Source organism: Haloarcula sp. H-hyl6 (assembly GCF_056934455.1).
Map to the genome: position 1 here is coordinate 965,012 of NZ_JBRIIK010000001.1, position 24,383 is coordinate 989,394.

Below are 24,383 nucleotides of genomic sequence, written 5' to 3' on the forward strand. Positions count from 1 at the left end.
CCTAGAGATGCCTTTATCTCCGTCACGGGCGAGGTGTACACATGACCGAATTAGCCGTGGGCGTGGTCGGGGCCGGGTGGATGGCGACCGACTACCACGTCCCGGCGTTCACCAGTCACGACCGCACCCGAGTCGTCGCCGTCGCCGAACGCGACGAGACGCGACGGTCGGCCGTCGAAGCGGACCTCTCCCTGCCGGGGTACGCCGACGCCGCGTCGATGCTCGCCGCCCACGACCTCGACGTCGTCAGCATCTGCACGCCGCCGAGCACCCACGAGGGTATCTTCCTCGACGCCGTCGAGGCGGGGTGTCACGTCCTCTGTGAGAAGCCGCTGGCGCTGACCGCCGAGAGCGCCCGTCGGATGGCCGACGCCGCCGCCGAGGCGGGCGTCGTCACGCAGGTCGGCTACCTCCACCGCTACTACCGGAACTACGGGCGCGCGCTGGAGATGCTGTCGAACCACCTCCTCGGCGACGTCGTCGAGGTGAGCGTGGCCCACCACTCTGCGCCGCCACAGCAGGGGTGGTACTACGACCCCGCTCTCGCGGGCGGCGGCGTCGCTCGGGACCTGTTCCCCCACTCGCTCGACGTGCTCTTCGAGGCGTTCGGCGAGGACGCGGCGGTGACGGACGCGAGCGTGCGACACCTGCGAGGGAACGCCGTGGAGGACGCCGCCCGCGTCTCGCTGGACGTCGGGGGCGTCCCCGTCGACCTCTCGGCGACGTGGACACAGACCGACGGGGTGACCCGAGTCCTCGTCGTCGGCACCGAGGGATGGCTGGAACTGGACTCCGAGACGCTCCGGGGCGAGGTTCACGGCCGGCCCATCGAGTTCCAGCACGGCGACCTGCCGCTGGTGGACGTCGGCGTCGCGACGCTGTTCCCGGCCAGCGACGAGGACGCCCACACCGCGCGCGTTCACGACTTCGCGGACCACGCCGCGGCGGGCGACATCGAGACGGCCGCGCCCGCCTCTCGGGGCGTCGCCGTCGCCGAGGTCATCGACGCGGCCTACGAGCGAAGCGGCGTCGACTGGAGGGCAGAGCAGTGACGGTCCTCGTCACGGGCGCGACGGGGTTCATCGGGCTGAACCTCCTGCACGCCCTCGACGACCGCGAGACGGTGGCGATGGTCCGACCGGGCGCTTCGACCGCCCGACTCCCCGACGGGGTCGCCACCGTCGAGGCCGACCTCTCGGACCGCGACTCGCTCGCGGCGGCGATGGACGGCGTCGACAGCGTCGTCCACCTCGCGGCCGCGGTGTACGCGCAGGCGGAGATGGAGCGGACCAACACCGCCGGGACCGAACGGTTGGTGGACGCGGCGGCCACCGCGGACGTCGAGACGGTCGTCTTCCTCAGCACCGTCGGCGCACACCCCGAGGTGCCGGCGGACACGGACTCGCCGTACCAGCGCTCGAAGGTCGCGGTGGAGGACCTGCTGTTCGGGCGGGACCACCCCTTCGGCGTGGCGGCGCTGTATCCCACGTACATCTGGGGTCCACGGGACTACCGCCTGACCCGGTACGAACACGTCCGGCCCGTCGCGGCCAACCGGGTGCTAGTGCCGCCGCTGTACACCTACGACGAGTACAACGTCGTCCACGTCGACGACGTGGTCGGGAGCGTCGCGCACTGTCTCGACGAGGGCGCGACGGGCCGGCACCTGATTACGGGGCCGAACCTCACGAACCGGCAGGTGCTGGGGACCATCGCGCGCCACGCGCCAGGGAACTGCCGCGTCGTCGGCGTCCCCTACGGCGTGACCCGGTGGGGGGTCAAACCGGCGATGGACCTGTTCCACCGCGTCGGCGTCTCGCCGGTGCCCGGTGACGGGTTCCTCGAACGGGGCGACTACGGGACGGTTCGGGAGGACCTGACCGAGCGAGCGCCGGTCCCCCAGCGCTCGTGGCAGTCGGCGCTGACCGAGACCATCGACTGGTACGAGTCGGTCGGCGTGCTCTAACTGGTGACGCGGTAGACCACGCCCTCGCGCTTCGAGAGCGGGTTCTCGGCCAGCGCCGCGCGCGTCCCGAGGACGTAGCTGTCGTCGCCGTCCTGTCCGAGCGAGAGGACCTGTACGTCGAGGCCGCCCTCGACCAGCACCTCCCGCATCGGCCAGCGACCCTCCTCGCTCGGCGTCGCCGCGACGAGTCGCCCCGCGGCCTCGGTGAACGAACTCGTGAACACGCCGAAGACGTACTCGCCGCGGATGGCGTCGACGTCCCCGGTGTGGACGTGGCCGCCGATGACCGCGAACCCGACGGCGTACCCCTCCTCGTCGAAGTGGGGGAACTCCAGGACGGGGTCGACCAGCGGTTCGCCGCGGTCGGACTCGACGACGCACTCGCCGTCCTCGCTGGTCCCCAGTTGCGGGTCGTGGCAGTGGTACCCCTCCTTCAGGGGCCACCCGTAGTTGGCGCCCTTCTCGACGACGTTGACCTCCTCGTAGGTCGCCTGCCCCACGTCGCCCAGAACGAGTCGGTCGCCGCTGAACGCCATCTTCCACGGGTTTCGCAGGCCCCACGCGTACTGTTCGTCGCGACCCTCTCGGCCGACCAGCGGGTTGTCCTCGGGGATGCCGTAGGGCAGGTCGCCGGTGCGTCCGTCCACGTCGAGGCGGAGGACGCTCCCCTTGAGGTTGTTCGTCAGGTCCTGCCCGTTGAACGGGTTCAGGCCGTCGCCCAGCGCCGCGTAGAGGTAGCCGTCGGGACCGAACTCCAGCGTCCCTGCCTGATGGATGGGCCGTTCCCACGGCAGGTCGAGGAGGATGCGCTCCGTGTCGGGGTCACACCTCGTCCCGTCGGCCGTCGCCCGGAACTCCGAGAGGCGTTCCCGATGGTCCAGTTCCTCGTCGTCTGCGGGCGTGCTGTAGCGGACGTAGAACCGCCCGTTCTCTGCGAAGTCGGGGTGGAAGGCGAGTCCGAGCAACCCGCGTTCGTCGAAGGCCACCCAGTTGGGGAGGTCCTCCCCGAGCGCCACCAACCGGCCTCTGAGGTCCAGAAACGGGTCCTCGCGGAGGCCGTCGGCGGCGTGGACGTACACCACGCCCGTCTGGTCGACGACGAACCGCCGGTCGGTGCCGTCGTCGGCGGTGACGAGGGCCGTCGGGGAGACGAGGCCGGTGGCGACTTCCTCGAGGCGGACGGTCGGACCGGGTTCGAAGAACGTACCGCCCGTACCGCCGCTATCGCTTCCTCCGTCATCGCCGGAACCACCGTCGGCGTCACTGCCGCCGTCGCTCCCGTCGCCGTCCCCACCGGCGTCGTCGCGTGCCCCGAACGAACACCCGGCGAGGCCGCCGGTCACCCCCACCGCACCGACCGCCTTCAGGAACGTCCGCCGTGACGGGGACCCCACCCCATCTGACGCACCCTCGTTCCGTGGATTCATGCGTGGAAGAAGCGCCGAGCGTATTTAACGGTTTGTCGGTGCTTACCGCCGCTCCGCGCAAATCTATATGCTGTCCGAAAGCCATCAGTAGGACATGATTATCAGGATGGTCACGCCATGCAGGCAGTGATACTCGCGGCCGGCGAGGGGCGACGACTCGGACCGTTGACCGAAGGCCGACCCAAACCGATGGTGCCGGTGGGTAACCAGCCTATTCTGGAGTCCGTGTTGGAGGCGGCGCTCGAGGCCGGCGCGGAGGAAGTCGTCCTCGTCGTGGGCCACGCCCGAGAGCGCATCCAGAGCCACTTCGGCGACGGCGACGACTGGGGCGTGCCGATACGGTACGTCGTGCAGAACCACCGACTCGGCGCGGCCCACGCGTTGGCGCAGGCCGAGGCCGCCGTCGACGGGCCGTTCCTCGCCCTCCACGGTGACCAGTTGGTCGACGCCGACCTGTTGGGCGACCTGCTGGAGCGGTGGGACGCGACGGAGACGCCGACCATCGCCGCCGTCCAGTCCGACCGCCCGACGGAGTACGGTGCCGTCGAGGTGGACGGCGAGTCGGTCGTGGCCGTCTCGAAGACGCCGACCGACGACCCGCCGTTCCTCGTCAACGCCGGCGCCTACGTCTTCGACTCGGGCATCTTCGACGTCGTCCGGGACATCGACCCCGCGGAGGGACAGGACTACGGGATGGCGACGACGCTCCAGCGGTTGGCCGACCACGGGGCGCTGACGGCCGTCCTCCACCGGGGCGCGTGGCAGGACCTCACCTACCCGTGGGACCTGCTGACGACGAACGCCGCGTTGCTCCGTCGCCGCGAGGACGAGGTGGCCGGCGCGCACGTCCACGACACCGCGGCCGTCGCGGGCGACGTGGCACTGGACGAGGGCGTGACCGTCGGGCCGAACGCGACGCTCCTGCCGGGGACGGCCCTCGGGCGGAACGCGCGAATCGGCGCGAACGCGACGCTCTCGAACTGCATCGTGATGGCCGGGGCCACCGTCGGCGACGGGGCGGTGTTGCACGACTGCATCGTCGGCGAGTCGGCGTCTGTCGGCCCGAACGTCACCGTCGAGGGTGGTCCGGCGAGCGTGGTCGTCGACGGTACGATTCACGACGACGTCGGACTCGGTGCGGTGCTTGCCGACCGCGCCACCCTGCGCGGCGGCGTCACGGCCGCGCCGGGCACCGTCGTCGGCCGCGAAGTGCTGGCCGACTGCGGGACCGTCCTCCGGGGACGAATCGACTCCGGCGAGACGGTTCGGAGGGGATAATCGTGTGTGGAATCGTCGGCTACGTCGGGGACGAACCCGCCCAGGCACGCCTCGTGACCGGGTTGCAGAAACTGGAGTACCGCGGCTACGACTCGGCCGGCATCGCGCTGGTCGACGACGCGCTCTCGGTGTTCAAGCAGGTCGGCCTCGTCGCCGACCTCGACCTGCCCGACGACGCTCCCCAGACCTGTGGCATCGGCCACACCCGCTGGAGCACGCACGGGAAACCGACGGACGAAAACGCCCACCCCCACACCGACTGCTCGGGGCGGGTCGCCGTCGTCCACAACGGCATCGTCGGCAACTACGACGCCCTGCGGGCGGACCTGCCAGCGCACGCGTTCCGGAGCGAGACGGACACCGAAGTCGTCGCCCACCTCGTCGAGGAGGAACTCGACGGCACCGACGACCTGCGCGAGGCGGTGGCGGCCGTCGTCGACCGCATCGAGGGGAGCTACGCCCTCGGCGTCGTCGCGGCCGGGTACGACGGCATCGTCGCGGCCCGGCGGAACAGCCCTCTCGTCGTCGGTCACGGGGCCGACGGGAACTTCATCGCGAGCGACGTGACGCCCCTGCTGGAACACACCCGCGAGGTGTCGTATCTGGAGGACGGCGACGTCGCGCACCTGACCCGCGAGGGCATCGCGGTGTGGCACGACGGCGCTCCGGTCGAGCGGTCGGTTCACACCATCGAGTGGGACGCCGACGCCGCAGAGAAGGGCGGCTACGAGCACTACATGCTCAAGGAGATTCACGAGCAACCGGAGGCGCTCCGACAGGCCGTCGCCGGTCGCATCGACCCCATCGAGGAGCGCGTGACGCTGGACCTCTCGCTGTCCGAGTCGTTCCTCGACGGCCTCGACGAGGTTCAACTCGTCGCGTGCGGGACCTCCTACCACGCCTGTCTGTACGGGAAGCAACTGCTGGAGACGCTGGCGGACGTGCGCGCGACCGTCGAGTACGCCAGCGAGTACACCGTCGGCAGCGGTCGGGACCCGAGTCGGACGCTCGTCGTCGGCGTCAGTCAGAGCGGGGAGACGGCCGACACCCTCCGGGCGCTCCGGATGGCAAAGCGGACCGGCGTCCGGACGCTCGGGGTCACCAACACCGTCGGGAGCACCGTCGCCCGCGAGTGCGACGACGCGCTCTACATCCAGGCCGGCCCCGAAATCGGCGTCGCCGCGACCAAGACGTTCGCCTCGCAGGTGGTGACCCTCGCGCTGTTCGCGCTCGGCGTCGCCGATTCGCGCGGCGACCTCGACCCGGCCGCGGGCCGGGAACTGCTCTCGAACCTGCAGGCCCTCCCCGGCGCGGTCCAAGGGGCCCTCGACAGGGACGAGGCGGTCCGCGAAGTCGCGGAGGCCTACGCGGGCGGAGAGGCGTTCTTCTTCATCGGCCGGGGCTTCGCCACCCCGGTCGCGCTGGAGGGCGCGCTCAAACTGAAGGAGATTTCCTACGACCACGCCGAGGGGTTCCCCGCTGGCGAACTCAAGCACGGACCGCTGGCGCTGGTCACCGAGGCGACGCCGGTGCTGGCCGTCCTCACCGACGGTGCCCGTCCCGAAGAGACGCGAAACAACGTCAAAGAGGTCCAGTCACGGGGCGCGCCGGTCATCGCCGTCACCTCCGAGTCCGGCCGCGAGGGCGACTACGAGGTCGGGTTCGGCGTGCCGGACCTCGGCCTGCTGGAACCGCTCGCGGCGAACGTCTACCTCCAGTTGTTCGCCTACTACGTCGCCGACAGCAAGGCCCGACCCATCGACAGACCGCGAAACCTCGCCAAGAGCGTCACGGTCGAGTAGCCCTCGGCGACCTCGTTTACAGCCCGGAGGGACCTTTCGTCCACACGTGTCCTTCTTGTTTCATCACATTATTTCGACGTTCGTGGTAGTAAGGGCTATTGTTGCTGGTAAGCAACTGAAGCTAAGATGGGACCCGACCCACCGACAGACGATACCGGCGACGCGCGCGACCTCTCTCGACGCTCCTTGCTCAGACTGACCGGGTTGACGGCAGTCGGTGCGACCTCGGTCGCGGGGTGTCTGGAGGACGGGAGAGACGGGACGTCACGACTCGGCTACGGTGGCGTCCCGTTGCTCGTTTCGGGGGAGGGAGTGGGCCTCGCTCACTCGACCCGCTCGCTCGCCGGCCCGAGCGACGGCCTCGTCGCCCACTGGCCGCTGGACGGGACCGGGCCGACGGCGACGGACGCCGCCGGCGGCAACGACGGGGCCGTCCGCGGCGCACCCCGTCAAGGCGTCCCCGGCGTCTACGACTCGACGGCCTACAACTTCCGGTCGGGGTCGGGCAACTACGTCGAAGTCGCCGACGCGGGCGTCCTCAGCCCCGCCGACCTCTCCTTCGGCGGGTGGTACCGGACCGACAGCGGCGCGAACGGTCAGACTGTCCTCCAGAAGGCCGACGCTCGCTTCGGCGAGGAGGGGTACGCCGTCGACGTCCAGACGCCCAACAGCATCCGCGCACACGTCGCCGTCGAGAGCGGACGGGCCTCGGTCAACCCGTGGGGCCTCGACACGCAGGACGGCCAGTGGCACCACGTCTTCGGCACCTGGGACGGCGGTACGTTCGTCCTCTACGTCGACGGACGGGAAGTCGGGCGAGACACCTCACAGTCGGGCGCTGTCGTCCACAGCGACCGCTCGCTGTACGTCGGCCGCGGGGACAACGGCTACACGACCTACTACGGGATGGACGGGGCCGTCGACGACGTCCGCGTCTACGAACGTGCGCTGTCCGCGAGCGAGGTGAGCGACCTCTACGAGGGCGTGTCGGAGACGACCCCGACCCCGACGGCGACTGCAACGCCCACGCCAACTCCGACGACTACCCCGACACCGACAGCAACGCCGACGCCCACCGAGAGTACCGGCCCGGCACCGGTCGCTCGCTGGCGCTTCGAGGAGACCGGCGGCACCGTCGTCGCCGACAGCGCCGGGACCGCCGACGGCTTCCTCCGCGGGTCACCGGCGCTCGACACGACCGGGGTGTTCGACAGCTCCGGTGTCGCGTTCGGTTCCAGCGCGGACGACTACGTCGAAGTCGCCGACGCGGCGGCGCTGCGACCCGCCGAACTCACCTTCGGCGGGTGGTACCGGACCGACAGCGGCGCGAACGGTCAGACCGTCCTCCAGAAGGCCGACGCTCGCTTCGGCGAGGCGGGCTACGCCGTCGACGTCCAGACCCCCGACAGCATCCGCGGCCACGTCGCCGTCGAGAGCGGGCAGGCGTCGGTGAATCCCTTCGGCGTCGCGACTCACGACGGGCAGTGGCACCACCTGCTGTTGACGTGGGACGGCAGTGCCCTCGTGCTGTACCTCGACGGCGAGGAACTCGACCGCGACACCACACAGTCGGGCGCTGTCGTCCACAGCACCCGGTCGCTGTACGTCGGCCGCGGGGACAACGGCTACACGTCCTACTACGGGATGGACGGGGCCGTCGACGACGTCCGCGTCTACGACACCGCGCTGACTGCGAGCGCCGTCGCGTCGCTGTACGAGGGGGCGACGCCGTCTGCTACCCCGACACCGACGCCCACGGCGACCGAGACAGCCACCGCGACGGCGACAGCCACACCGATTCCAAACGACGAGTTCGGCGAGTCCGGCTACGGGAGCTACGGCTACGGCGGAGTCGTCGACACCAACTGACCATGACAGACAACCATCAATACGAGACGCCGGCCGCCGGCACGCTGGACTGGGACCAACCGCTGAACCGCAACTTCGAACGCATCGACACCGACGTAGAGGTTCGGGACGCCGACGCCAACCGGTCGAACTACGTCCCCAAGTCCGGCGCGAAGTTCCTCGCGACGGACACCGGGAACGTCTACATCGGCGACGGCGAGTCGTGGACGCAACTCGGGACCATCGGGTCCGGCGACACGACCGGTAGCACGACGGTATCGGGGACCGGCATCGAGTCGTTACTGCTCGGCGGGTACGTCGTCGCCCTCGGGCGGACCCTCTCTGAACCAGAGGCTATCGACCCCGCCGGGACCGACACGCCGGTTCAGGACGCACTGGACCTCGTCGCGGCCAACGGCGGCGGCGAAGTGCGCCTCCCGGCCGGCGTCGTCGAGGAGACGGGTCCCATCCGGCCCTACGAGGAGACCCAGATACTCGGCCTCGGCGTCGAGATATCGAAAGTCGCCATCACCGACCGGACCGCCGACGGCGTCCTGTTCGACCGGGACGCTGGTTCCGACCGGGTCGTCCTCGACGGGTTCGCACTGAACGGTCCCGCCGGCACGGGACCGACCGGCGTCGCTATCCACCACGCGAACCGGGACACGCAGGACCTCAAAGTGGGACGCCTGCTGTTCTGGGGCTGGAACAACGCCGTCTACCGCGTCGACGAGGGCGTCGGCCCGTTCCAGTGTCGCCACGACCAACTGACAATCTACGAGTGCGACGCCGGCGAACAGGACGGCCTCTTCGAATTCCGGTCGTGGTACGGTCCGGCGAACTGGTTCGGGACCGTCGCCGCCTACCCCAGCGCCACCGTCAGCGGGCAGAACACGACTGTATTCTTCTCCCGCGGCGGCACACAGACCGTCGACTACCTCACGATGGGCGGGTCCGCGGGCGTCGCCGTCCACCAGACGTGGGACAGCGTCGTCGAGTTCGGCAACGTCCACTGGGAACCGACCACGAACCCGACAAATCCGCCCGCAATCGTCCGATTACTGGGCCACGGGACGGCCGTCGTCGGCACGGTCAAACACGTCACCGGCACGGCCGACTACGTGTACGAACTGGGCTCCGACGACTACAACGGCCGCGGACCGGCCCGGAAGATACTCGGGCCGTACATCGAACTGGGTGCCGAGGCCGACGTCACCTCGAACGTCGTCAACCTCTCGGCACCGGGCGACCCGACCCATCCCTCGCTGTACCAGGGCGCGCCCGACGACGTGAGCGTCACGCACAGTGAGGGCAACACCGGCGGCCTCCGGGCACTCGGGACGGCCGGGACGGGGCTCTGACGTTCTCGCCGTCGTGTGTAGTTAAGTGGTCCCGCGGCGGAGTGGTAGGCACCGATTATGGCCGACGACTCCGCCAGTTCCCGGTTGCTCGTGCACGCTCGCACCCGGGTCACCCCCGCCGTGAGCGGCCTCCGAAGCGTGCTCGCTCGCTCGACCCTCCTCGAACGGGCCGCGTGGCACGCCGGCGAACGCCTCCACATGCGACCGCCGACCGGCCGACGGCGGCCGGACCCAGTCGACGTGTCTGGACTCCACACCGGCCCGGCAGTTCCGTCCTATCCGTACGCTGAGGCCGACCGCGCCCCCTCGCTGTTCGGGCCGGCCGGCGACGTCAACCCCGTCCTCACGGCCGCCGACATCACCGACTTCGGTCGGACCGACTGCGTCGCCGACCCGTTCCTGTTCGTCACCGAGGACGACGACTGGCACATGTTCTTCGAGGTGTACACGCACAACCGAGAGCCGTCGGCGGCCATCGCCCACGCCGAGAGCGCGGACGGCTACGACTGGACCTACGACCGCGTCGTCCTCGAAACCGACGAACACCTCTCGTACCCCTACGTCTTCCGCTGGGACGGCGAGCACTACATGGTTCCCGACCGGTGGGCCAAAGAGCGGGGACCCGCCGGCGTCACGCTCTACCGCGCAGAGTCGTTCCCCCACGAGTGGGTCCCCGTCGCGGACCTCGTGCACCCCGAGACGCCGCTCCACGATTTCAGCCCCTTCCGCTGGGAGGGGCGCTGGTGGGGGTTTTTGGGAGACGGCGTCGACCTCCACGCCTACTACAGCGACGACCTCGAAGCCCCAGACTGGACGCCCCACGGCGAGAATCCCGTCGTCGAGGGGCGCCCCCGTGCCGCCCGGCCCGGCGGCCGACCGCTCGTCTTCGAGGACCGAATCCTCGCGTTCTATCAGGACTGCGAGGACCGCTACGGCGAGATGGTGCGGGCCTACGAGGTGACCGACCTCACGCCGTCGACGTACGAGGACGCGGAGCGCGCGGACTCGCCCGTCGTCGAACCGCCCGGCGGCCTCGGGTGGAACTCGGGGGCGATGCATCAGGTCGACCCGTGGTTCGACGGCGAGGGGTGGCACTGCGCGGTGGACGGCAACCTCGGCCTCGGCTATCAGGTGCTGGGCGAACACCACTGGGCCATCGGCATCTACCGGGCCTGAGTCAGGGGAGGTCCTGCGGGACCGGGTCCGGCGCGGTCAGGCCCTCCAGAAAGCCGACGCCGTAGAGGCAGTACTGGGCGGCCAGCATGGCCGGGACCAGGAGGGCCAAGAGACTGCCACGGTCTCGGTACACTTGCATCGTCGCGTAGCCGCTGACGAGGAGGAACGCGAAGAGGAAGAGCGGGACGTACCGCGCCCTGCCGGCGCGGAGGTCGGCAAGCGCGGCCAGACTGCCGCCGCCGAGCGCCAGCGAGGGCAACGCGGAGTACCACCGAATCACCCGCCCGTGTCGGCGCTGGATGCGGGCCATCGCGTAGCCGTACGAGCGGTTCTTCTTGCAGAACGCGCCGAAGTCCGCCGAGAGGTGGTGCGAGACGGCGATGGCCGGGTCGAAGACGAACCGGTACCCGGCCTCGCTCAGGCGGTAGTGGAACTCCGCGTCCTCGCCGACGTTGATTGCGTCGTCGTAGCGGTACTCCTCGAACACGGCGGCGTCGTAGAGGACGTTACAGGCCGCCACCGACTTCACCAGTCGCTCCTCGTCGATGGCGTGAGACTGCGGGGACCCCCCAGACCCGAAGACGGTCCCTTGCAGACTGCCGACCAGTTTGGCGAACGGCGGGTCGTCCGGGAACGGGCGGTTCGGGCCGCCGACGCCGACCACCGCCTCGCTGTCGGCGTAGGCCTCGATTCGCTCGACGTGCGAGGAGAGCCACGTCGCCGGCACCGCGCAGTCAGAGTCCGTGAACGCGACGTAGTCGCCGCTCGCGGCCTCGACGCCGAGGTTCCGGCACTCGCCGATGGTCGCGCCCTCGGCGACGCGGAACTCGACGCCGTAGTCGGCGGCAATGCTCGCCGTCTCGTCCGTGGACCCCCCGTCGACGACGACCACCTCGTAGCGGTCGTCCGGATAGGTCTGCGCGTCGAGCGACGCCAGCGTCTCGCCCACCGTCCCCGCGGAGTTGAACGTCACGACGACGACGGACACCGGCGGCACCTCGTCGCCTCGCTGTGATGACACAGGTAAGCAGTCGCTACGTCACAGAATAATCCTGTCGGTGAGCGAGGTCAGCCGACGCCCTGTCCGGCCGTTCCGAGTACGCGGAGGTTACCGGTCCGCGACTGGCCGGTCACGTCCACATCGTCGACGCTCCCGAAGTACCACGAGCGCCGGTCCGGGTCCAGCGACCCCGCGACGTTCACGACGTTGTTCCTGACTCGGCCCCGACCACCCGGCGGGCCGAACAGCGTCGCACTCCCGGCGCCCGCCCGGAGTTCGTACACGTAACCGACCGCCCCGCTGTCCACCACGACGTCCTCGAACCGGGTCGACCCGCCGCTCCCGACGCGGACGAGGGTTCGCGGGACCGTCGGCTGACGTTCGGGTTCGTAGTGGAGACGACCCACCCGAAGGCGGCCGATGCGGGTGTCGACGAGCATCCCCGTCGTCCCGCCGACGGAGACGTCACCGAACGAGAGTTCCCCGCCCCGCTGATACAGGAGGTCAGTGTTCCGGCCGCTCCGTGCGTCCGTCGGGTAGGCGACGACGGTGCCGAACCAGTTCGCCGGACCGTAGGACGCACGCCACTCCAGCAGGCCGTTCTCCTCGCCCGCGTCGCAGTCGTCCGCCCGGAGGAAGTCGTGACGGCACTGGAACGGGCCGACGCCCGAGTCGACGCGGTACACCGAATTCGCCCACTCCCTGCAGTAGAGGCGGCCGACGTAGAGGTCGGCGGGGTCCGTCGCCGGGTCGTCCGGGTTGCCGACGAAGTGGAGGGCGACGCCCGTCCGGACGCCCACGCCCGGCCCGCGGAGTTCGAAGCCGTCCAACTGGACCCGCTGGGTCTTCGTGTCGCGGTCGAACCGGATGCCGTCGGTCCCCTCCCGGACCACGTGGAGGACGGAGACGTTCATCCCGAACCCGTAGATGCCGGTGTTCGGGTGGGGACGGACCGGACCCCGTTCGCGGACTCGCCCCGGCGGAAGGTACACCCGACCGCCCGTCTCGGCGATGCTGTCGAGAGCGTCCTGTACCGGCGAGTCCGTCTCGTCGGTCGGGACCGTCGTCCGGTCGAGGTCCGCTCCGATGGCGACGACGTGGCCGGCCAGCAAGTCCTCGGCCGGGCCGCCGGACGTCGGCGTCCCGTCGGGCACGCTATCACCCCCGAACAGGGAACACCCGGCGGTCGACGCGGCGAACAGGAGCGCGAGGTACGAGCGTCGGTCGAGTGGTGGTGTCACTGACGCCACCCGCGGAGCGTGGGGGGTTGCACACGAAACGGAGGTTCGAGTGCGGACCGCAAAAGCGTTCGCTCCCGGCCACGACGGTGAGACGGCGTGACGGCCCCGGAAAGCATAACACCTCTCTCGGCGATAGGTAGGATGTACATACCGCCCGCGGCCGGTGGCCGACCGCGGGCGACACCACACCTCCCTCATGTCTGACGCACCGACATCTCGACGCGGCCCGACCACCGGGTCCGACCCCGACGCATCCTACCGCGTCCTCGGCTGTGCGACCGAACACCCGAACCACGTCTTTCAGGTCCGGACGCCGTTCAACCACCGGTCGTTCGACGCGCTGAACGCCACCGGCGTCGACTTAGACGTCGTCTCGCCGACGCCGTTCGCCCCGCCCGTCGGCCCGTACTCAGAGTACCGCCACGTCCCCAGGACCGAACAGTGGGGCTCATACCGCGTCCACTACCCCCGGTTCCTCTACATGCTCCCGAAGCGGTACTTCTACCACGTCTCGGGGAACTCCGCCCAGAAGCGCGTCACGAGGTACGTCGAGCAAACCTTCGAGACGCCCCACGACGTGGTGCAGGCCTGCGGGTTCTACCTCGACGGCTACGCCGCGCTGGAGTACTGCAAGCGCCACGACGTCCCCCTCGTGGCGCTCTCGCACGCCGGCGACCTGAAGAACTTCGACCGGTTCAACGACACCGTCCAGAGCCACATCCGCGAGACCATCGACTACTGCTCGGCCGTCCTCACGGTCAGCGACGAACTCAGCGCCGTCGCCCGGCGGTTCGCACCCGCGAGCAAGGTCACGACGCTCCCCATCGGCGAGGACCCCGAGAACTACCCGACCGACCGCCGGGAGGCCGTCCGCCGGGAACTGGGCATCGCGCCGGAGACGAAACTGCTCCTGTTCGTCGGCCGGTTCGAGAAGGAGAAGGGGGTCCGCGACCTCGTTGCCGCGCTCGAGTCGCTGGACCGCGACGACGTCGCCGTCGCCGCCGTCGGCCACGGCGGGGCGCTCCACTGGTGGTTCCTCGACCGACTGGGCGAACTGCGCCACCCCGCCCACGCCTACTGGCAACTGGACCCAATCGCCGTCCGCCGTCTGCAGGTCGCCGCGGACCTGCTGGTCCACCCCAGCCACTTCGAGGCCCGCCCCACCGTCATCTACGAGGCGATGGCCGCCGAGACGCCGGTGCTGGCCTCGAACGTCGGCGGCATCCCGGAGATGGTCGTCGACGGCGAGACGGGCGTGCTGGTCCCGCCACACGACCCCGAGACGCTGGCGTCGACGCTCGACTACCTGCTCGACGACCCCGAGCGACTTCGCGAAATGGGACGGGCGGGCCTCCAGCGACTCCTCGACCAGCAGTGGACGTGGACCCGCCACGCAGAACGTCTGAACGAGATTCACCGGGAGGTCATGCGTGCGTAGCCCCCGCGTGAGCGTCGTGATACCGGCCTACCAGCGCGGCGACGTGGTCGGCCGAGCGATAGACAGCGCCCTCGCACAGACCGTCGAGGACGTGGAAGTCCTCGTCGTCGACGACGGGTCCACCGACGACACCCGAGCGGTCGTCGAGGGGTACGACGACCCTCGGGTTCGCTACATCGCCCACGAGACGAACCGCGGCGTCAGCGCCGCCCGAAACACCGGCGTCGAGGCGGCCCGCGGCGAGTACGTCGCCTTCCTCGATTCGGACGACGAGTGGCTGCCGCGGAAACTGGAGCGCCAACTCGCCGTCATCGAGGCCCGCGGGGAGGGGTGGGTCGGCGCCTACTGCGACCTGCGGACGGCCGGCCTCTCGACGCTGGGTCGCCTCGCGGCCGTCGTCTCCGACCGCTTGTTCCGGTCGAGTGCGCCCCGCGAGGGCGGCCGGGAACTGGCGGCGTCGCTCCTCGCCATGCAGGTGTTCATGGGCCCGGGGTCGACGCTCGTGGTCGAGCGGCGCGTCTTCGAGGAGACGGGCGGGTTCGACGAGGGCCTCTCTATCTACGAGGATTGGGACCTCGTCCTGCGAGTCCTCGCCGTCGGGAACGTCGCGTACGTGGACGAACCGCTGGCGCTGACCCACTTCACCGGAGACGCGCCGGCGGCGGCGTACGTCGAGAACGACCGGCGCTACCTCGACCGGAACGCCGACCTCGTGGCGGAACTGGAGGCCGAGGGCATCCCGGTCCGGCGCGTCCACCGGATGGGACTCGTCGGGCACTTCCTCGCCGAGGGGCGGTTCGGCGAGGCCGCCGCGTACCTCGACTGGCGGACCGTCACCCGGCCGAAGGACCTCGCCAGAACGGCGTTCTGGTCGGTGCTGGGCCTCCGGGCGCGGACGGCGGGTGAGACGCGATGACCGCGTCCGACGACGGCGACACCTACCGGGTTCTGGCGTCGGCCATCCACCACCAGAGCCACGCGCTGCCCGTCCGGTCGCCGTTCAACCACCGGTCGTTCGACGCGCTGAACCGCACCGCCGCCGACCTCGACGTGGTGGTCCCGACGCCCTTTGCCCCGCCCGTCGGCCCGTACTCGGAGTACTCGCGGGTCCCGAAGACGGAGCGCTGGGGCACCTACGTCGCCCACTACCCTCGGTTCCTCTACGTCGTCCCCAAGCGCTACGGCTACCACGTCTCCGGGGACTCACTCCAGAAGCGCGTGACGAAGTACGTCGAGGAGACGTTCGAGACGCCCCACGACGTGGTCCACACCTCCGACATCTACCTCGACGGGTACGGCACGCTCCGGTACTGCCGCCGGCACGACCTGCCGCTGGTGGTCAACAGCCACGCCGTCGACCTGCACAACTACGAGTCGTTCAACGGGAAGGCGCAGGCCCGCATCCGCGAGACGCTGGCGTACGCCGCCCGCATCGTGGTGGTCAGCGACGAACTGGCGGACCTCGCCCGCCAGTTCGTCCCGGCGTCGAAGGTCAGGACCGTCCCCATCGGCGAGGACCCGTCGAAGTTCCGCACCGACCGGCGCGAGGCCATCCGCGACGAACTCGGCATCGGCCCCGAGACGCGGGTACTGCTGTCGGTGGGCGCCTACACCGAGGCGAAGGGGCTGAAGGAACTCGTCGCGGCGGCCGACGCCCTCGACCGGGAAGACGTCATGCTCGTGACCGTCGGCCACGAGGGGGACCTGCGCTGGTGGCTACTGGACCGACTCGGCGAACTGCGACACGCGACCCGGTCGTTCTGGCAACTCGACCCCGTGGCGCTCCGTCGCTGGCAGATAGCCGCCGACGTGTTGGTCCACCCGAGTTGGTCCGAGGGTCGCCCGACGGTCATCTACGAGGCGATGGCCGCGAAGACCCCCGTCGTCGCCTCGTCGGTGGGCGGCATCCCGGAGATGGTCGTCGACGGCGAGACGGGCGTGCTGGTCCCCCCACACGACCCCGAGACGCTGGCCGCGACGCTGGACTATCTGCTCGACGACCCAGAGCGACTGCGAGCGATGGGCGACGCCGGCCACCAGCGACTCCTCGACCAGCAGTGGACGTGGACCCGCCACGCCGAGCGTCTCAACGAGATTCACCGGGCGGTGATGGACGAGTGGTGACCGACCCGACCGTCTCCGTCGTCGTCCCGTACAGTCCGAGATACACGCCCGAGGAGATGTTGGAGGAGGCGAAGTCGACGGTGGCCGCACAGACGGTGCCGACCGACCTCGTCGTCGTCGACGACGTGGATACGGGCCCGGCCGACGCCCGCAACGCCGGCCTGGACCGGGCGGACCACCGCTACGTCGCCTTCCTCGACGCCGACGACCTCTGGGAACCGGACAAACTCGAACGCCAACTGGACCGGATGGCCGAGACGGGCGCTGGCCTCTGTCTGGCGGGCGACCCGATGTCGCTGGACGAGTTCGTCTACGAGGCGTTCGTCGGCGACCTAGAGGAGGTGACGTCGGCCATCCTCGTCGACACCGACCGGGTCGGCGTCCGGTTCGAGTCGTCGCTGCGCCGGGGCGAGGACACGCTCTACGTCCTCGAAGCGGCCACCGAGGCGGGCGTCTGCCTCTGCCCGGACCTGTTCACCCGCCGCCGCCACGACCGGAGCATGATGGCCTCGGGGATGCCCGTCGAGGAGTACCTCGAACAGGCAAAGCGGTTCGGCTACCTCGTCGACCAGCGAGTGCCGGCGGCCCACCCGTACACCGACGTCTACTACGTCCAGTTGTTCACGACCGTCGGACGGGCGTACCACCGAGCGGGGGAGTTCGACCGCGCCGTCGCCTACTACATGCGGGCGCTCCGCATCTCGCCGCACCCCTCGACGGCGCTCGCCCTGTTTCGGACGCTGGTCGCCCGGGTGATACCGTGATAGCGACCGACCGAACCGTCCACCGTCGACCCGTCCGACCATGACCGGGGACCGCGACCAGACCGTCGAGGCGGTCGGCCGGCCGACGATGCCCCGGCGGTTGAACTTCGCCAGAGCGGGCGGTCTGCTGTTGGCGCTCGAAGTCGTCGGCGTCGTCGTCGGGTTCGGGTCGACGGTGTACTTCGCGGGTGCGCTCGGCGCGTCGGCGCTCGGCGTGTTCTTCCTGTTCGAGGCCGTGTTGAGCACGCTCGGGACGATAGCGGACTTCGGCATCAACGGTGCCGTCGAGAAGCGCATCAGCGAGGGCGACGACCCAGAGGCGGTCCTCGGGGCCGCCCTCCTCCTGAAGGCCGCCCTCCTGCTGGGCATCGCCGCCCTCGTCCTCCCGTTCCGGGGCGTGGTCGACGGCTACGTCGGCGCACCGGTCGTCGTCCCCTTGCTGGTCGCCGCCGTGCTGTACCAACTCTGTATGCTCACCGTCCACGTCCTCCGGGGGGAACTCCGGGCCGACGAGACGGCCGTCCTCCAGTTCCTGCGACTGGTCACCTACGTCGCCGTCGCCGTCGCCCTCGTCCAGTTCGGAGTGGGCGCTGAGGCGCTCATCTACGGACTGCTCGCGGGCTACGTCGTGATGCTGGCCGCCGGCCTGCGCAAGGTCCGGACCGGGTTGGCGCGCCCCTCGGGCAAGCACGTCCGGACGCTCGTCGACTACGCGAAGTTCAACGGCATCTGGGGCCTCGGGGGGCACGTCTACAACAGCATGGACGTCCTCGTCATCGGCCTGTTCCTCTCGGGGGCGCACGTCGCCAGTTACGAACTCGCGTGGCGCGTGACGGTGATGACCGGCATCGTCGGCGTCGTCGTCTCCAACACGATATTCGCCCAGATGAGTGCGTGGGACGCGAGCGGGGAGCGCGACCGCATCGCGCCGACGGTCCGTGACGGACTGGCCGCGTCGCTCGTCCTCGTCGTCCCCGCCTTCGTCGGCGTCGCCTTGCTCTCCGAGGAGATACTGGGCCTCGTCTTCGGGCCGGAGTTCCTCCTCGCGACGGCGGCGTTCGTCGTGCTGATGGGCGAGAAGTTGGTCGCCGCGGTCAACAACGTCTTCGACGCGACGGTCCGGGCCGTCGACCGGCCCGACGTCGGCGCCTACGCGACGGCGGCGTCGCTGACGCTGAACGTCGTCCTGAACGTCCTGCTCGTGCCACGCATCGGCCTCGTCGGTGCCGCGGCCGCGACGGGGACGTCGATGGCGGTCAACACGCTCGTCCTCGGCGGATTCCTGCGCCGCATCGTCCCCCTCTCGTTCCCGACCGGCGTGGTCGCGTGGTGTGGCGTCGCCGCCGCGGTGATGGGCGGCGCGGTGGTCCTCGTCGGGACAGTCGTTCCCGCGACGCTGGTGGGTCTCGTCGCACAGATACTGCTCGGCGGGGCCGTCTACGCCGCCGTCGTCCTCGCGTCGCCCTCGATTCGGGCGAAGCTACTGGTCACCGTCCGGCAGTTCGGGGAGTGACCGCTCGTCCGTCCCGTTCTCGCCGTAGAGGCCGCGGAAGCCGTCGGCGCTGTGGTACACCCGGACGCTTCCGGTCGTGTAGACCTTGTCGACCCGGGCGTCCGCCGCGGCGAAGCGCTCCTCGGAGAGCGTGAAGACGTTCTGCTCGCTGCTCCGGAGGCTCAACCCCAGCGGCACGAGGTGGTCGGTCCAGCGCTCGCGGACGACGACGAACTCGGCTCCGGTCCGCAACCCGGTGGGCCGTGCTCGCAGGACTCTGGTGGCGTTGTATCCGGCCGTCTCGAAGGCACGATTGGTCACCCGGTCGGTGGCGACGCCGCCGTCCGCGTGGGCGTCGAGGAACGCCGCGGTGGTCCCGACGGCCCGGAACTCTGCCTCGGTCATCGTCACCTGTTCGCGGCGCTCGTCGGTGTAGACGCCCTCCACGTCGTCGGCCGCGAGGACCGTAAAGGCCGTCGCGCCGCCCATCGCGGCGACGACCAGCAACGCGGCGGCGACGTACCGCCCCTCCGCCGAGAGCGCCCGCCGGAGGCCGACGGCGAGGGGGAACAGCGCGACCAGCGTCACGACGAACTTCAGCCGCTCTAGCTGGGGAACCGGAATCGGGAGGGGGAGCAGTATCGCCGAGAGGCCGAGGCCGGTGGCCGCGAGCGTGAAACCGCGGCGGTACCGCCCGAGATTGTCGAGGAGTTCGTAGCCCGCCAACAGCAACAGCGACCCGAGGCCGGCGGCGTAGACGCCGGTCGGCGTCAGCAACCACTGCACCGCTCGGTCGACGCTGTCTCCGGGAAGCGTGACGCCGTACGCGTACAGTTGGGCCGGCGGCACCGTGGCCACGTCGAACAGCACGCCGAGCGACAGTTCGACGATGCCGACGATGATGAGACTCGGCGAGTACGACCAGTAGGCGACCAGCAGGGCCCCGCCGGCGAGGCCGGGAAACAGCCAGCGGTAGCGCAGTCCCGCCCATCGGTCGGAGGTGGCGTCGGCGAACAGGTACGGCCGCGCGAGCGCCACCGGGACGGCGGCGGCCGCGACGCCGGCGAAGAGGACGTACGTGAGGTGGTGCGTGACCACCATCGTCCCGACGAGGGCGAGGACGAACACCGAGAGACGCCGGTAGGCCCGTTCGTCCTCGGCGTGGAACAGTCGGCTGTTGCAGTACAGCGCGACCAGCAGGAGGACGGAGGCCAGCGCCTGCGGGTAGAAGTACAGCGCGTGGTACGCGAAGAACTCCGAGAGGACGACGGCCAGCGCGGCGGTCAGCCCCAGTCGGGTCGACCCGAACACGGACGCGCCGAGGAGGTACGCGAGCGGAACGACGAGCGTGAACAGCAGCGTCCCGGTGAGGACGAGGGCGTCGTACGCCGGGAGACCGGTGACGTGCGTGACCGTGCCGATGAGGAAGTGAAAGACGGGGTAGAGGTCGTAGCCGTGGGGGATGACCGTCGTGTAGCGGGACGCTATCAGGGTGTCGACGGCGGCGACGTGGGCGAACGTGTCGGTGCCGCCGAAGTAGAACCCGGTGGTGAGGTACTTCCCGAGGCGACCGGCGAGGAACAGCGCCGACAGTTGGGTCAACACGGCGGGCACGGACGGGTCGGCGCGTATCTGTACGGCGACGAGCAGGACGCCGAGAGGGAGGACGACGGCGAAGGGGAGCAGGCGCGACCCGAGAAACGAGGTGGCGACGACGCCACCGGCCGCGAGGGCGACGACGGCTTTCGTCGTCACGCCCGGCGGGAGACGGCGGGAGTGGTCGGAGGTCTCGCCCCGCGATGCGAAGAAGAGGACGAGGGCGACAGCGGCCCCCGCGAGGGCGAACCCGGCGCGAAGCAGCGTCGGTCGTGCCAGCAGTTCGAGGGCGTAGAGGGTCGACAGTCCGGCGGCCGCCAGTAGACAGACGACGAGGGGGACGTACTCGGTGCGGCGGAGCGGTGGGACGGAGACCATCGGGAGTGCTGCGTTGGCTCTCCTTTCGCTGGCGTCGGCAAAAGTGTTGCAGTCGGCGGCTAGGCTTATCCTACCGGCGGGCGTCTCTAAGCCATGTACGACCGACGGACAGTACTTCGGATGGGTGGGGTGGGAGTGGCCGCCGCGCTGGCCGGGTGTGGCGAGTCGAGCGGTGGGGACAGCGGCGACGAACCACGCGAGACGCGCGTGGCGATGACCGACGACCTGCAGTTCGACCCGAAGACGGTGACGGTGGCCGTCGGCGACACCGTGGTCTGGGAGACGACGGGGTCGGTGGCCCACAGCGCCACCGCCTACGAGGCCGACCTGCCCGAGGGGGCGGCGTACTTCGCCTCGGGCGACTTCGAGAGCGAGTCGGCCGCCCGCCAGTCCTACCCCGACGGGAGTGTGGGACAGGGTGAGACGTACCGCCACACCTTCCGGACGGCCGGGGAGTTCCCGTACTTCTGTATCCCCCACGAGTCCGGGATGCGCGGCACCGTCGTCGTGGAGTGAGTCACGCCGCGCCGAGTCGGCGGACGAGCGAGAAGACCACGAACCCCGCGCCGAGAGCGACGAGGGCCTGCCCTGTCCAACGGGGCGGCCACAGCGAGTCGGGGTCCGCCGCCGACCGCCGATAGCGGAGGAGGACGGCCCCGCCGACAGCGAACGCGACGACCCCGTGGACGGCGTACAGCCCCAACCTGACCGTGAGGGCGAGGACGTACGCGCCGACGTACGCCGCCGGCGTAAAGAGGAGTTGGGCCCACGGCGAGACGTCAGCGTCGTCGAACAGGTGCAAAAAGACGCTGGGGAAGTACCACGACGCCGACCCGGCGAACAGGAGGAATCCCCCGAGGGCGATACCGATGACGACGTCGGTGACGGCATCGGAGAGCATCGGCGCACGGTAGCGAGGGCCGAGACATAGCTGTTTCCGTCGGGCCGGCCTCAGCCGAGGAAACTGGCGAGGCCGTCCTCCAGCGTCACCGTCGGTTCGTAGCCCAGTCGCTGCCGGGCCTTCTCGACGGCGGCGACGCTGTCGCGGATGTCGCCGCGTCGCGGTTCCACCGTCGTTATCTCGGCGTCGGGGGCCACCCGGTCCCGAATCGTCTCGGCGACGCTCCGTATCGTCGTCGCCGTGCCGGTGCCCACGTTGAACGCCTCGCCCGTGGCGTCGGTGGTGGCCGCCAGCAGGTTCGCCTGCACCACGTCCGCGACGGCGACGAAGTCCCGCGTCTGCCGCCCGTCGCCCTGCACCGTCAGCGGACCACCGGCGCGGGCCTGCTCGGTGAACGCGGTGATTGCGCCGGCGTAGTCGCCGCCGGACTGCCGGGGACCGTAGACGTTGAAGTACCGCAGCGCGACCGTCGGGAGGTCGTAGAGGTCGGCGTACAGCCGACAGTAGTGGTCGCCCGAGAGCTTCTCCAGCCCGTACGGCGAGGCCGGCTGTTTCGGCGCCGACTCGCTGACTGGGACGGACTCGGGCGCGCCGTAGATGGCCGCGCTGGAGGCGAAGACGACCCGAGCGTCCTGTCGACGGGCCGCCTCCAACAGGGCGAGGGTGCCGTCGACGTTGACCGCGTGACTCGTCGTCGGGTCCGCGACGGACTGGGCGACGCTGACGACGGCCGCCTCGTGGAACACGACGTCGACGCCGTCCATCGCCCGGGCCACCGCCGCCTCGTCGCGAACGTCGCCCTCGACGACGGTGGCGTCCTCGGGAACTCGGGACCGGTCACCGCTCACGAAGCTATCCAGCACCCGAACCTCGTTGGCCGGGACCAGCGCGTCCACGAGGTGGCTCCCGATGAACCCCGCACCGCCCGTCACCAGAACCGTCCGGCCGTCGACTGTCGCAGTCATACCCTACCGTGTGCGAGGAACTACCAAATACTCGGCGGTGGGGCTTACTCGGTCCGCTGAGGACGCCACCACGGCGCGCGAACGAAGTGCGCGAGGACGACGAGGCCGCCGACGGCGGTGACGCCCAGTTGGAGGCGTGCGCTCGGTGAGGCCTGCACCGCCGCGACCAACTCTGCGAGACTAATCGACTCGTCGTAGGGGTACGCCGGCAGGAACGGCCAGAGGAGGAAGGTGAACTCCTCGACGCGCCAGTGGTACAGCGCGACGTAGGTGTCGCCGAGGAGGTGGCTCGCGTACCCCAGCGCGAACGCGGCACCCACCTCGGGGTGCGCGCGACGCCACGCCACCGCGAGGACGAGCGCCGATAGCGGGACGGCGACCACCAGCGAGTGCGCCAGCGACCGGCCGGAGGGGATGGCACCGACCCACCACGCGAGCGGTTTGTCCACCACGTCCGGCAGTTGCGTCGCTACCACCACGGCGGCCAGTTCCGCCCGCGAGACGCGCCGACGGAGGGCGACGACGAGGAGGACGAGCAAGACGTAGCCGAAGGCGGCGTGGGTCCACGGGTACATCGCTACCGGCAGGACGCGCCCGTCGGGCTTGAACCCCCCGCTAGGTGACACCTACCGGACCCCGTGTGATTATCCACTCTGCCGTCGTACCGCCCGGTATGACGACGCCGCGCCAGCGACGATTCCTCACCGCACAGGTGGGGTGGACGCTGCTCACCACCGCACTGCTGGCCACCGTCGGCGCGCTGACGCTGGAGTTCGTCTTCGTCGGTGCCTTCCTCGGCCTCCTGCTCCTGACGGCGCTTACTGCGCCGGTCCACGTCACACCCCGCTGGCGGCGACGGCTTCGCTGGCCGCTGCTGGCCGGTGCGCTGGCGTTCGCAGTGGTGGTCGCGCTTCGCACGCTGGAGAAGTTCGTCGGGTCGCTGTGAACTCACCCCCAGTCGCAGGTGACGACGAGGCCGTCGTCCGTCGCCGCCGTATCGACGCTGACCGGGCGGCCGACGGTCCGTGCGAGGCCGACGCCGACGACGGAGGCGACGGGGTGGTCGAACAGTTCTTCGGTGCCGACTCGGGACCCGGAGACGGTCACCTCGGCCCCGCGGTCGGTCTGTCGAGCGGTCGCCCGGTCGACCAGTTCGAGGTCGTTGACGAGGGCGTCGACGAGCACCGGCAGGCGGTCTGTCGCCGTCTCCTCGGCGTCGGGGTCCGGAACCGCCGCCAGCAACCGCTCGCCGACGGGGGCGAGGGCGGCGTCGTTCCCGCCTGCGGTGAGCGTGACCGACTCCTCGCCCGGGACGTACCGTGGCCGACCGTCGCCAGCGAGTCGCCGCGCGTTCGCGCCCATCGCCGCCGCGAGGTCGGTGGCGACGCGGCTCGGGACCGTCTCGTCGGGCGTGACGAACCGGAGGAAGAGGGCCGCGAACAGGGCCGTGCCGCCCCACGCGAACAGGAGCGTCTCGAAGTCGGGCACCGCGAGGCCGGCGCCGACGAGGGCGACGCCGAGGAGGGCGAACGCCGGTTCGGGATTGCGCGTCCCGACGCGGTCCCGGAGTCGGCCGCCCGCCGCGGTGCGAGCGGCGTTATCCACGGCGTCCCTCCGTCGCGCTCC

General features: G+C 70.3%; 22 protein-coding genes. 14 read left to right on the forward strand and 8 right to left on the reverse strand.

Annotated elements, in window-relative coordinates; genetic code table 11:
• The first annotated feature begins 41 nt into the window (after positions 1 to 41).
• The gene (locus Hhyl6_RS05080; protein WP_483738137.1) at positions 42 to 1,052 is read left to right on the forward strand and encodes a Gfo/Idh/MocA family protein; all 1,011 of its coding nucleotides are present in this window, start codon (positions 42 to 44) and stop codon (positions 1,050 to 1,052) included.
• A complete protein-coding gene (locus tag Hhyl6_RS05085; protein ID WP_483738138.1) occupies positions 1,049 to 1,966 on the forward strand; it encodes an NAD-dependent epimerase/dehydratase family protein in 918 nt (305 codons plus the stop codon). The genes Hhyl6_RS05080 and Hhyl6_RS05085 overlap by 4 nt, the downstream gene beginning before the upstream one ends.
• On the opposite strand, the gene Hhyl6_RS05090 is transcribed toward Hhyl6_RS05085, so the two are convergent.
• Entirely contained in the window at positions 1,963 to 3,393 is a 1,431-nt protein-coding gene (locus Hhyl6_RS05090; protein WP_483738139.1) for a PQQ-dependent sugar dehydrogenase, read from the reverse strand. The genes Hhyl6_RS05085 and Hhyl6_RS05090 overlap by 4 nt on opposite strands.
• Positions 3,394 to 3,510: 117 nt before the next feature.
• Here Hhyl6_RS05090 and Hhyl6_RS05095 point away from each other — a divergent pair, with 117 nt between their 5' ends.
• The 5 genes from Hhyl6_RS05095 (at position 3,511) to Hhyl6_RS05115 (ending at position 10,858) form a co-directional block, all read left to right on the forward strand.
• Positions 3,511 to 4,671 carry a sugar phosphate nucleotidyltransferase gene (locus tag Hhyl6_RS05095; protein WP_483738140.1) on the forward strand — a complete coding sequence of 387 codons (1,161 nt, stop codon included), beginning with the start codon at positions 3,511 to 3,513 and terminating at the stop codon, positions 4,669 to 4,671.
• A gap of 2 nt (positions 4,672 to 4,673) precedes the next feature.
• Entirely contained in the window at positions 4,674 to 6,473 is a 1,800-nt protein-coding gene (gene glmS, locus Hhyl6_RS05100) for a glutamine--fructose-6-phosphate transaminase (isomerizing) (protein WP_483738141.1), read from the forward strand.
• Positions 6,474 to 6,599: 126 nt separating this feature from the next.
• On the forward strand, positions 6,600 to 8,342 hold the full coding sequence (locus Hhyl6_RS05105) for a LamG domain-containing protein (RefSeq protein ID WP_483738142.1): 1,743 nt from the start codon (positions 6,600 to 6,602) through the stop codon (positions 8,340 to 8,342).
• Positions 8,343 to 8,344: 2 nt separating this feature from the next.
• The gene (locus tag Hhyl6_RS05110) at positions 8,345 to 9,682 is read left to right on the forward strand and encodes a hypothetical protein (RefSeq protein ID WP_483738143.1); all 1,338 of its coding nucleotides are present in this window, start codon (positions 8,345 to 8,347) and stop codon (positions 9,680 to 9,682) included.
• Between the two features lie 57 nt (positions 9,683 to 9,739).
• Positions 9,740 to 10,858, forward strand: coding sequence for a glucosamine inositolphosphorylceramide transferase family protein (locus Hhyl6_RS05115; protein WP_483738144.1), 1,119 nt, complete (start codon positions 9,740 to 9,742; stop codon positions 10,856 to 10,858).
• Position 10,859: 1 nt separating this feature from the next.
• Here the strand turns inward: Hhyl6_RS05115 and Hhyl6_RS05120 are convergent, their stop codons facing one another.
• Both Hhyl6_RS05120 and Hhyl6_RS05125 read right to left on the reverse strand, forming a co-directional pair.
• Positions 10,860 to 11,879: a glycosyltransferase gene (locus Hhyl6_RS05120; RefSeq protein WP_483738145.1), complete on the reverse strand. Its 1,020-nt coding sequence runs from the start codon at positions 11,877 to 11,879 to the stop codon at positions 10,860 to 10,862.
• Positions 11,880 to 11,926: 47 nt separating this feature from the next.
• Entirely contained in the window at positions 11,927 to 13,099 is a 1,173-nt protein-coding gene (locus tag Hhyl6_RS05125) for a hypothetical protein (protein ID WP_483738146.1), read from the reverse strand.
• A 196-nt stretch (positions 13,100 to 13,295) separates the two neighbouring features.
• On the opposite strand from Hhyl6_RS05125, the gene Hhyl6_RS05130 reads away from it, so the two are divergent.
• The 5 genes from Hhyl6_RS05130 to Hhyl6_RS05150 are packed head-to-tail and all read left to right on the forward strand — an operon-like array spanning position 13,296 to position 18,938.
• Positions 13,296 to 14,537, forward strand: coding sequence for a glycosyltransferase family 4 protein (locus tag Hhyl6_RS05130; RefSeq protein WP_483738147.1), 1,242 nt, complete (start codon positions 13,296 to 13,298; stop codon positions 14,535 to 14,537).
• A complete protein-coding gene (locus Hhyl6_RS05135; RefSeq protein WP_483738148.1) occupies positions 14,530 to 15,453 on the forward strand; it encodes a glycosyltransferase family 2 protein in 924 nt (307 codons plus the stop codon). Before Hhyl6_RS05130 ends, Hhyl6_RS05135 begins: the two co-directional genes overlap by 8 nt.
• Positions 15,450 to 16,661, forward strand: coding sequence for a glycosyltransferase family 4 protein (locus Hhyl6_RS05140; protein WP_483738149.1), 1,212 nt, complete (start codon positions 15,450 to 15,452; stop codon positions 16,659 to 16,661). Before Hhyl6_RS05135 ends, Hhyl6_RS05140 begins: the two co-directional genes overlap by 4 nt.
• Positions 16,658 to 17,425, forward strand: a complete 768-nt coding sequence (locus Hhyl6_RS05145; protein WP_483738150.1) for a glycosyltransferase — start codon at positions 16,658 to 16,660, stop codon at positions 17,423 to 17,425. Before Hhyl6_RS05140 ends, Hhyl6_RS05145 begins: the two co-directional genes overlap by 4 nt.
• A gap of 40 nt (positions 17,426 to 17,465) precedes the next feature.
• A complete protein-coding gene (locus tag Hhyl6_RS05150; RefSeq protein ID WP_483738151.1) occupies positions 17,466 to 18,938 on the forward strand; it encodes a lipopolysaccharide biosynthesis protein in 1,473 nt (490 codons plus the stop codon).
• On the opposite strand, the gene Hhyl6_RS05155 is transcribed toward Hhyl6_RS05150, so the two are convergent.
• Positions 18,906 to 20,891 carry a hypothetical protein gene (locus Hhyl6_RS05155; protein WP_483738152.1) on the reverse strand — a complete coding sequence of 662 codons (1,986 nt, stop codon included), beginning with the start codon at positions 20,889 to 20,891 and terminating at the stop codon, positions 18,906 to 18,908. The two genes, Hhyl6_RS05150 and Hhyl6_RS05155, sit on opposite strands and share 33 nt — an antisense overlap.
• Positions 20,892 to 20,984: 93 nt before the next feature.
• Here Hhyl6_RS05155 and Hhyl6_RS05160 point away from each other — a divergent pair, with 93 nt between their 5' ends.
• Positions 20,985 to 21,407 (forward strand): cupredoxin domain-containing protein, encoded by a 423-nt coding sequence (locus Hhyl6_RS05160; RefSeq protein ID WP_483738153.1) that lies wholly within the window; start codon positions 20,985 to 20,987, stop codon positions 21,405 to 21,407.
• Between the two features lies 1 nt (position 21,408).
• On the opposite strand, the gene Hhyl6_RS05165 is transcribed toward Hhyl6_RS05160, so the two are convergent.
• From Hhyl6_RS05165 to Hhyl6_RS05175, 3 genes are read right to left on the reverse strand one after another with little or no spacing between them, the layout of a single operon-like run.
• Positions 21,409 to 21,792: a hypothetical protein gene (locus Hhyl6_RS05165; RefSeq protein ID WP_483738154.1), complete on the reverse strand. Its 384-nt coding sequence runs from the start codon at positions 21,790 to 21,792 to the stop codon at positions 21,409 to 21,411.
• A gap of 50 nt (positions 21,793 to 21,842) precedes the next feature.
• A complete protein-coding gene (locus Hhyl6_RS05170) occupies positions 21,843 to 22,757 on the reverse strand; it encodes an NAD-dependent epimerase/dehydratase family protein (protein ID WP_483738155.1) in 915 nt (304 codons plus the stop codon).
• Positions 22,758 to 22,801: 44 nt separating this feature from the next.
• Positions 22,802 to 23,383: a metal-dependent hydrolase gene (locus Hhyl6_RS05175; RefSeq protein ID WP_483738156.1), complete on the reverse strand. Its 582-nt coding sequence runs from the start codon at positions 23,381 to 23,383 to the stop codon at positions 22,802 to 22,804.
• 47 nt (positions 23,384 to 23,430) lie between these two features.
• Between Hhyl6_RS05175 and Hhyl6_RS05180 the strand changes: the two genes are divergently transcribed.
• On the forward strand, positions 23,431 to 23,703 hold the full coding sequence (locus tag Hhyl6_RS05180) for a DUF8044 family membrane protein (protein WP_483738157.1): 273 nt from the start codon (positions 23,431 to 23,433) through the stop codon (positions 23,701 to 23,703).
• A gap of 2 nt (positions 23,704 to 23,705) precedes the next feature.
• Here Hhyl6_RS05180 and Hhyl6_RS05185 read toward each other — a convergent pair whose 3' ends face one another.
• Positions 23,706 to 24,362 carry a DUF7982 domain-containing protein gene (locus Hhyl6_RS05185; RefSeq protein ID WP_483738158.1) on the reverse strand — a complete coding sequence of 219 codons (657 nt, stop codon included), beginning with the start codon at positions 24,360 to 24,362 and terminating at the stop codon, positions 23,706 to 23,708.
• Positions 24,363 to 24,383 lie beyond the last annotated feature (21 nt).

Excerpts from the sequence above, each read along its gene's own strand:
- Hhyl6_RS05150 (WP_483738151.1), top strand. The coding sequence starts at position 17,466 with ATGACCGGGGACCGCGACCAGACCGTCGAGGCGGTCGGCCGGCCGACG.
- Hhyl6_RS05130 (WP_483738147.1), top strand. The coding sequence starts at position 13,296 with ATGTCTGACGCACCGACATCTCGACGCGGCCCGACCACCGGGTCCGAC.
- Hhyl6_RS05105 (WP_483738142.1), top strand. The coding sequence starts at position 6,600 with ATGGGACCCGACCCACCGACAGACGATACCGGCGACGCGCGCGACCTC.
- Hhyl6_RS05110 (WP_483738143.1), top strand. The coding sequence starts at position 8,345 with ATGACAGACAACCATCAATACGAGACGCCGGCCGCCGGCACGCTGGAC.
- Hhyl6_RS05095 (WP_483738140.1), top strand. The coding sequence starts at position 3,511 with ATGCAGGCAGTGATACTCGCGGCCGGCGAGGGGCGACGACTCGGACCG.
- Hhyl6_RS05160 (WP_483738153.1), top strand. The coding sequence starts at position 20,985 with ATGTACGACCGACGGACAGTACTTCGGATGGGTGGGGTGGGAGTGGCC.
- Hhyl6_RS05080 (WP_483738137.1), top strand. The coding sequence starts at position 42 with ATGACCGAATTAGCCGTGGGCGTGGTCGGGGCCGGGTGGATGGCGACC.
- Hhyl6_RS05155 (WP_483738152.1), bottom strand. The coding sequence starts at position 20,891 with ATGGTCTCCGTCCCACCGCTCCGCCGCACCGAGTACGTCCCCCTCGTC.
- Hhyl6_RS05165 (WP_483738154.1), bottom strand. The coding sequence starts at position 21,792 with ATGCTCTCCGATGCCGTCACCGACGTCGTCATCGGTATCGCCCTCGGG.
- Hhyl6_RS05090 (WP_483738139.1), bottom strand. The coding sequence starts at position 3,393 with ATGAATCCACGGAACGAGGGTGCGTCAGATGGGGTGGGGTCCCCGTCA.
- Hhyl6_RS05180 (WP_483738157.1), top strand. The coding sequence starts at position 23,431 with ATGACGACGCCGCGCCAGCGACGATTCCTCACCGCACAGGTGGGGTGG.
- Hhyl6_RS05170 (WP_483738155.1), bottom strand. The coding sequence starts at position 22,757 with ATGACTGCGACAGTCGACGGCCGGACGGTTCTGGTGACGGGCGGTGCG.
- Hhyl6_RS05140 (WP_483738149.1), top strand. The coding sequence starts at position 15,450 with ATGACCGCGTCCGACGACGGCGACACCTACCGGGTTCTGGCGTCGGCC.
- Hhyl6_RS05115 (WP_483738144.1), top strand. The coding sequence starts at position 9,740 with ATGGCCGACGACTCCGCCAGTTCCCGGTTGCTCGTGCACGCTCGCACC.